We start from the raw sequence: 7590 nt of genomic DNA on the forward strand, positions 1-7590 counted from the left end.
TTGGATGACGCCGTGACCGGTCAGGACCGGCTGCCGGCCGCCTGACCCTGCCGCTCGACGTCGAACGGCGCCAATTCCGCAGCCAGCGCCGCACCGACCCGGACGTGCAGCAGGGTGCCCTCCGGCAGGTGCGACGTGCTGAGCACCTCGCCCGTGCGGTGCACCCGGGCCACCAGGTCGCCCCGGTCGTACGGGAGGACGGCCCGGACCTCCACGGCCGGTCGCGGCAGCCGCTCCTCGATCGCCTCGCGCAGCCCTTCGATGCCCCGCCCGGTGTGGGCGGATACGAAGATCGCGTCCGGCCAGAGCCGCTTGAGCCGCAGCAGCGCGTCCTCGTCGGCCGCATCGGTCTTGTTGACCACCAGCAGCTCGGGGAGCTTGTCCGCGCCCACCTCGGCGAGCACCTCGTGGACCGCCCGGACCTGCTCCTCCGGATCGGGGTGGGCGCCGTCGACGACGTGCACCACCAGATCCGCCTCGGCGACCTCCTCCAGCGTCGAGCGGAAGGCCTCGACGATCTGGTGCGGCAGGTGCCGGACGAAGCCGACCGTGTCCGAGAGGGTGTAGATCCGCCCGTCCGAGGCGGTGGCCTTGCGGGTGGTCGGGTCCAGCGTGGCGAACAGCGCGTTCTCCACCAGCACGCCCGCATCGGTCAGCCGGTTGAGCAGGCTGGACTTGCCGGCGTTGGTGTAGCCGGCGATGGCCACCGCGGGGACGGCGTTGCGGGAGCGTCGGGCGCGCTTGGTGAGGCGTACCGTCTTCATGCTCTTGATCTCGCGCCGCAGCCGGGCGATGCGGTGGCGGATGCGCCGCCGGTCGGTCTCCAGCTTGGTCTCACCGGGACCACGCACACCCACGCCGCCGCCGGCGCCGCCGCCCCGGCCGCTGCCGCCGGTCTGCCGGGAGAGCGTCTCGCCCCAACCGCGCAGTCGCGGCAGCAGGTATTCGAGCTGGGCCAGCTCGACCTGCGCCTTGCCTTCTTTGCTCTTGGCGTGCTGGGCGAAGATGTCGAGGATCAGCGCCGTGCGGTCGACCACCTTGACCTTGGTGCGCTGCTCCAGGTTGCGCAGCTGTGACGGGGACAACTCACCGTCACAGATCACCGTGTCGGCGCCGGTGGAGAGCACCACGGCCCCGAGGTCATCGACCTTGCCGCGGCCGATGTAGGTCGCCGGGTCGGGTCGGGTGCGGCGCTGGATCAGCCCTTCGAGGACCTCCGAGCCGGCGGTCTCGGCGAGCGCGGCCAGCTCGGTCAGCGAGTTCTCCGCGTCGGTCACCGTGCCCTCGGTCCAGACACCCACCAGGACGACCCGCTCCAGCCGCAGCTGGCGGTATTCGACCTCGGTGATGTCGGTGAGCTCGGTGGAGAGGCCGGGGACGCGTCGAAGTGACTGCCGCTCCGACAGCTCCATCTCACCGGTGGTGACGTCGTCGAGGTCGTCCTCGACGGGGATGAAGCTCTCCTGGTCTCGCAAGCGGTGCTCCCTGTCCGTTTTGATAAGTAGAAAGTAATCCTGACATGACGCAACGCCGAACGCACCTGCTATATGCCCGTGCCGAGCGTCGCCAAAAGCGGGGGCGCATGCCGGTCGGCCTGGACAACCCGGTAGAAATGCGGGGCGGCGGCCGACCGGCCGCACAGCCGTTACGGAGGGATCCCGTGGCTATCACCCGACTGCCGAGTGCCGGATTTTCGATCACCGTCCGGATCGCCGTTACCGCGGACGCATCCTCGATCGGCCGGCTCACCACCTCCGTCGGCGAGGCTGGCGCGATCGTCACGGCGCTGGACGTGGTGGACTCGGACCCGACCCACGTGATCGTCGACCTGACCTGCGACACCGCCGACTCCGGCCACGCCGACCAGGTGGTCGACGCGCTGACCGCGCTGGAGGGCGTGGACGTGCGCAAGGTGTCGGACCGCACGTTCCTGCTGCACCTGGGCGGCAAGATCGAAGTGACCTCGAAGGTCGCGCTGCGCAACCGCGACGAGCTGTCCCGGGCGTACACCCCGGGGGTCGCCCGGGTCTGCATGGCGATCGCCGAGAACCCGGCGGACGCCCGCCGGCTGACCATCAAGCGCAACACCGTCGCGGTGGTCAGTGACGGTTCGGCGGTGCTCGGCCTGGGCAACCTGGGCCCGGCCGCATCGCTGCCGGTGATGGAGGGCAAGGCGGCGCTGTTCAAGCGCTTCGGCGGGGTGGACGCCTGGCCGGTGGTGCTGGACACCCAGGACACCGACGAGATCGTGGCCATCGTCAAGGCGATCGCGCCGGCGTACGGCGGGATCAACCTGGAGGACATCGCCGCGCCGCGGTGCTTCGAGATCGAGGCGCGGCTGCGGGAGCTGCTGGACATCCCGGTCTTCCACGACGACCAGCACGGCACCGCGATCTGCGTGCTGGCCGCGCTGACCAACGCGCTGCGGGTGGTGGGCAAGCAGCTCGCGGACGTCCGGGTGGTGGTCTCGGGCGCCGGTGCGGCCGGCACCGCGATCATGAAGCTGCTGTTGCGCCAGGGCGTCGGCGACATCATCGCGTACGACCGACAGGGCGCCCTGCACCGCGGCCTGACCGGGCTCAACCCGGCCTGGCAGTGGCTGGCGGACAACACCAACAAGGAAAACTACGCCGGGGACCTGCCCGGGGCGATCCGGGGCGCCGACGTGTTCATCGGGGTCAGCGCGCCGAACCTGCTCACCGGTGACGACATCGCCGGCATGGCCAAGGACTCGATCGTCTTCGCGCTCGCGAACCCGGACCCGGAGGTCGACCCGCGGGAGGCGCGCAAGCACGCCGCGGTGGTCGCCACCGGCCGGTCGGACCAGCCGAACCAGATCAACAACGTGCTCGCCTTCCCGGGCGTGTTCCGCGGCATGCTCGACGCGCACGCGGAGGAGTTCACCGAGGAGATGGCGATCGCCGCCGCCCGTGCCATCGCCGACGTGGTCGGCGAGGAGAAGATCAACCCGACGGTGATCGTGCCGAGCGTCTTCGACTCCCGGGTCGCCCCGGCGGTCGCCGCCGCCGTCCGCGCCGCCGCCAACAACCCCACGCCGATCCCCGCTGCCGACCCCGGCCCGGCCGACCTGCCCGAGATCGCCGCCAACGCCAGCGCCACCCCCTGACGCTCGCCACCGACGGCGCTCGCCACCAACGACGCTCGACGCCGACGGCGCTCGACGACGGCGACACCGGCGTGCTCGTCGGTTCTAGTCCTTTGCTCTGCTTCAACCAACGCAACAGCCAGTGTCCGGTAAGCGGACATCGGCTGTTGCGTGGAGTGAAGCAGAGCAAAGGGCCCGCACTGGACGCTCCAGCCCAGTGTCGGGGCGGCTCAGTGTCGTGCCGGCCCAGCTCGGGGCGGCCCGGGGCGGCCCGGGGGCGGCCCAGTCCAGGCGCGGGCGGGCCGGGGGTGCCTCAGCGGGAGGTGGGCAGTGCGGCCAGGTCGACCTCTCCGGCTGCCACCAGGACGGCGGGGCCGGCGAGCCAGCAGGAGTCTTCGGTCACGGTGACCGTGACCCGGCCACCGGGGACATCGACGGCGACCGTGCCGGTGTCCCGGGCAGCGTCGCGCAGGGCAACGGCAGCCACGGCGCAGGCCCCGGTGCCGCACGAGAGCGTCTCCGCGCTGCCGCGCTCGTACACCCGCATGAGGGTGTGCTCGTCCGTGCCGTCGACGGGCTCGCCCGCCACGATGAACTCCACGTTCACCCCGGTCGGGAAGACCTCCGCGTCGAACCCGGGCGCCGTGGTGAGGTCCAGCGCGGACAGCTCCACGCCGGCCGGCAGTACGCAGACCAGGTGCGGGTTGCCGATGTCCACGGCCGTGCCGGGCAGCGTCAACGCGCCGAGGGTCGCGGTGGAGCCGACGGACAGCCGGGGGCGGCGCATCTCGACGGCGATGGTGTCCCCCTCGACCAGGGCGCGCACCAGACCGGCTCGGGTGGCCACCGGCAGCGACGTGGCGGTCGGCGTGGCCAGCCCGCTCTCGAGCAGGTAACGGACGAAGACCCGGGAGCCGTTGCCGCACATCTCGGCGTAGGAGCCGTCCGCGTTCCAGTAGTCCATGAACCACTCGGCCTCACCGGCCTGCCCGGCGCCGTCCGGATGCTTGGCGGCCCGGACCACGCGCAGCACCCCGTCCGCGCCGATGCCCCGCCGCCGGTCGCAGAGCGCCGCGACCAACTCCGGGGTCAGGTCGAGCTGACCGTCCGGGTCGGGGAGGAGGACGAAGTCGTTGCCGGTGCCGTGGCCCTTGATGAACTGCACGTTCCCATCATCGCGCAGCGGCGGGCACCAGTCGCAGGGCGGCCTCGATCAGGTCCGGTGCAGCCGAGTCCAGCCACTGGATCCTCGAGTCGCGCCGGAACCAGGACCGCTGCCTGCGGACGAACCGCCGGGTGGCTCGGACGGTCTCCTCGTGCGCCTGCGTCTCGGTGAGTTCCCCGGCGAAGAAGCGCAGCAGCTGCTGGTAGCCGAGTGCCCGGCTGGCCGTCCGCCCCTCGGGTAGACCCCGCCCGGCCAGCTCCCGGGTCTCGTCCAGCAGACCGTCGGCCCACATCCGGTCGACACGCAGCGCGATCCGCTCGTCGAGCAGCGCAGTGTCCAGGTCGACGCCGAGCTGCACGGACGGGTAGTACGGGGTCGGCTCGGGCAGCGACGCGGTGAACGGCGCGCCGGTGAGCTCGATCACCTCCAGGGCCCGGACGATCCGCCGGCCGTTGCCGGGCAGGATGCCCTCGGCCGCCGCCGGGTCGGCAGCGCGGAGCCGCGCGTACAGCGGTGCGGGGCCCGCCTCGGCCAGCTCCCGTTCGAGCCGTTCACGCAGCGCCGGGTCGGTGCCGGGGAACTCGAAGCGCTCCAGCACCGCCCGCACGTACAGCCCGGAGCCGCCGACCAGCAGCGGCACCCGGCCCCGGGACAGGATGTCGTCCACCGCCGCGCGGGCCAGCCGCTGGTACTCCGCGACGCTGGCCGGCTCGGTGACGTCCCAGATGTCCAGAAGGTGGTGCGGCACGCCCGCCCGCTCCGCCGGGGTCAGCTTGGCGGTGCCGACGTCCATCCCCCGGTAGAGCTGCATCGAGTCGGCGTTGACCACCTCGCCGTCCAGGGCGTGCGCCAGCGCGATGCTCAGCGCCGACTTGCCCGCCGCCGTCGGGCCGACCACCGCGACGACCGTGCCCGGGTGGGCTCCGTTGCCGGTCACGCGGGCGCCCAGGAGGCCACGAAGTAGGCGACGCCGTAGGGCGCCGAATCATGCAGCAACTCGCCGCGCCAGCCACCACCGGCCGCCCGGGCCGCGCCGGCGAGCACCTGCCAGGGGGCCCGGCCGGCGGCCTTCAGCTCAGTGGACAGAACCGGGTCGAGGCCGAGCAGGACGTCCAGGTCCGCGTCGGCCAGGGCTGCGGCGACCCGCTGGTCGTACGGGTGGGCACGCGAGTCGTCGTACCCCGGGGACTTCTCCCCCCGGCAGGCCGACCCGTCCCCGAGCACCAGCAGCGCCACCCGGGCGCCCGCCGCGGCGACCAGGTCGGCGAGCGCGCCCAGCTCGGCCGGGCCGGCGTCGGCGGCCACCTGCACGGCGGTCACCGGCACCCTGACGCCCTGCCGGGCCAGCAGCCACGCGCCGATGGTCAGGCTCAGCGGGAGCACCGCACCCCGGTCCGGCTGACCCGGGGTCAGCGGCACGTCCAGGTCGACGCCCCAGGGCTGGAGGGACCCGGTGGCCGGGGGAAGGACCGGGCCGGTCGCCGGGCCGGTGCCGAGCAGCATCACCACGTCCGGGGTGACGACCAACAGCCGGCCGACGACGGTGTCGCAGGCGGCCCTCAGGTCGGCCAGCTCCGACGCGGCGGCGCCGGCCACCTCGGGCACGAGCAGGGGCGGATGTGGGCAGACGGCGGCGGCGACCAGGGGCACCTGTTCACCGTAGCGGGAATCCCCGGAGCGTCTCCGCGCCGATCCGGTCATTGGGGCCCTAGGACACCGTATGGTCACGGTCGGCGATAGGCGCTCGACGCGGACCGGGTCGGACCTGTGACAATGCCGGAAGCAACTTGACTGCGCCGTGGCGGTGACGGGGGACGATTCCCTCGGCACCGGGAGAACGAGGATGGGCACATGAGCGACTGGACTGCCTTCGGACGGGTGGACGCGGACGGCACCGTGTACGTCAAGACCACCGAGGGCGAGCGGGTGGTCGGATCCTGGCAGGCGGGAGCGCCGGAGGAGGGCCTCGCGCACTTCGCACGCCGCTTCGCCGACCTGGTGACCGAGGTGGACCTGACCGAGGCGCGGCTCAACTCGGGTGCGGCGGACGCCGGGCACTCGCTGAGCACGATCAAGCGGATCCGCACGACGTTGCCCGAGGCCCACGTGGTCGGCGACATCGACGCGCTGGCCGCACGGCTCGACAAGCTGGCCACCCTCGCCGAGGAGAAGGCCGGCGAGGCGCGCGCCGCGCGGGACGCCGCCCGCGGCGAGGCCCTGGCTCGCAAGACCGCGCTGGTCGAGGAGGCCGAGAAGCTCGCCGCCGAGTCCACCGGATGGAAGACCGCCGGGGACCGGCTCAAGGAGATCCTCGACGAGTGGAAGACCATTCGCGGGGTCGACAAGAAGGCGGACGGTGAGCTGTGGAAGCGGTTCGCCGCCGCCCGGGACGGCTTCACCCGTCGCCGGGGTGCCCACTTCGCCTCCCTGGACTCGCAGCGCAAGCAGGCGCAGACGGTCAAGGAAGAGCTGGTCGCCGAAGCGGAGAAGCTCAAGGAGTCCACCGACTGGGCGGCCACCGCCAATCAGCTCAAGGAGCTGATGACCCAGTGGAAGGCCGCTCCGCGCGCCTCCAAGGAGGCCGAGCAGAAGCTGTGGGAACGGTTCCGTGCCGCCCAGGACGCCTTCTTCAGCCGCCGCAGCGAGGTCTTCTCCGCCCGGGACAACGAGCAGCGCGGCAACCTGGAGCGCAAGCAGGCGCTGCTGGCCGAGGCTGAGGCCCTGGACGTCGACGGTGACCCCAAGGGCGCCCAGGCCAAGCTGCGGGAGATCCAGGCCCAGTGGCACGAGGCCGGCCGGGTGCCCCGGGAGGCCGCCGCCGGGCTTGAGCGCCGGCTGCGCGTCATCGACGACAAGGTCCGCGAGGTGATGGACTCGGCGTGGCGCCGCACCACCAAGGAGGACAACCCGCTGCTCGCCCAGATGCGGGCGCAGGTGGCGGAGGCCGAGGAGCGGCTGGCCCGTGCCCAGAGCGCCGGGGACACCCGCCGGATCAAGGAGGCCGAGCAGGCCCTCGCCTCCAAGCGGCAGTTCCTCCAGCTCGCCGAGCAGGCCGGCTGACCTGACGCGTTCCCGGAGCCCCCGATCCCTCCACGGGACTGGGGGCTCCCGCGTATCCCGATCCCCACGGCCACACCACACCACGCACGTCCCGCCACCTGCGGCCCGCGCCACAAGGCCCGCACCACGCGCCACCCGCGCCACAAGGCCCGCACCACGCGCCACCCGCGCCACGCGGCCCGCGCCACCCGCCACCCGCGCCACGCGGCCCGCGCCACCCGCCACCCGCGCCACGCGGCCCACGACGGGTCGGGCCGCC

The 7590-nt window shown here is 72.9% G+C and carries 6 protein-coding genes; 2 read left to right on the forward strand and 4 right to left on the reverse strand.

What is annotated here, in order from left to right; genetic code table 11:
* Positions 1–20: 20 nt before the first annotated feature.
* Positions 21–1475: a GTPase HflX gene (hflX, locus tag V6V47_RS04245; protein WP_334626622.1), complete on the reverse strand. Its 1455-nt coding sequence runs from the start codon at positions 1473–1475 to the stop codon at positions 21–23.
* Positions 1476–1660: 185 nt separating this feature from the next.
* On the opposite strand from hflX, the gene V6V47_RS04250 reads away from it, so the two are divergent.
* Positions 1661–3127: an NAD-dependent malic enzyme gene (locus V6V47_RS04250; RefSeq protein WP_442934180.1), complete on the forward strand. Its 1467-nt coding sequence runs from the start codon at positions 1661–1663 to the stop codon at positions 3125–3127.
* Between the two features lie 292 nt (positions 3128–3419).
* On the opposite strand, the gene dapF is transcribed toward V6V47_RS04250, so the two are convergent.
* From dapF to V6V47_RS04265, 3 genes are read right to left on the reverse strand one after another with little or no spacing between them, the layout of a single operon-like run.
* Positions 3420–4271, reverse strand: a complete 852-nt coding sequence (dapF, locus tag V6V47_RS04255; protein ID WP_334626623.1) for a diaminopimelate epimerase — start codon at positions 4269–4271, stop codon at positions 3420–3422.
* Between the two features lie 7 nt (positions 4272–4278).
* Positions 4279–5208 carry a tRNA (adenosine(37)-N6)-dimethylallyltransferase MiaA gene (gene miaA / locus V6V47_RS04260; RefSeq protein ID WP_334626624.1) on the reverse strand — a complete coding sequence of 310 codons (930 nt, stop codon included), beginning with the start codon at positions 5206–5208 and terminating at the stop codon, positions 4279–4281.
* On the reverse strand, positions 5205–5972 hold the full coding sequence (locus V6V47_RS04265; protein WP_334626625.1) for a hypothetical protein: 768 nt from the start codon (positions 5970–5972) through the stop codon (positions 5205–5207). Before V6V47_RS04265 ends, miaA begins: the two co-directional genes overlap by 4 nt.
* Before the next feature lie 150 nt (positions 5973–6122).
* Between V6V47_RS04265 and V6V47_RS04270 the strand changes: the two genes are divergently transcribed.
* Entirely contained in the window at positions 6123–7331 is a 1209-nt protein-coding gene (locus V6V47_RS04270; protein WP_334626626.1) for a DUF349 domain-containing protein, read from the forward strand.
* Positions 7332–7590 lie beyond the last annotated feature (259 nt).

The organism is Micromonospora sp. CPCC 205539 (genome assembly GCF_036906815.1).
Lineage (GTDB): Bacteria > Actinomycetota > Actinomycetes > Mycobacteriales > Micromonosporaceae > Micromonospora.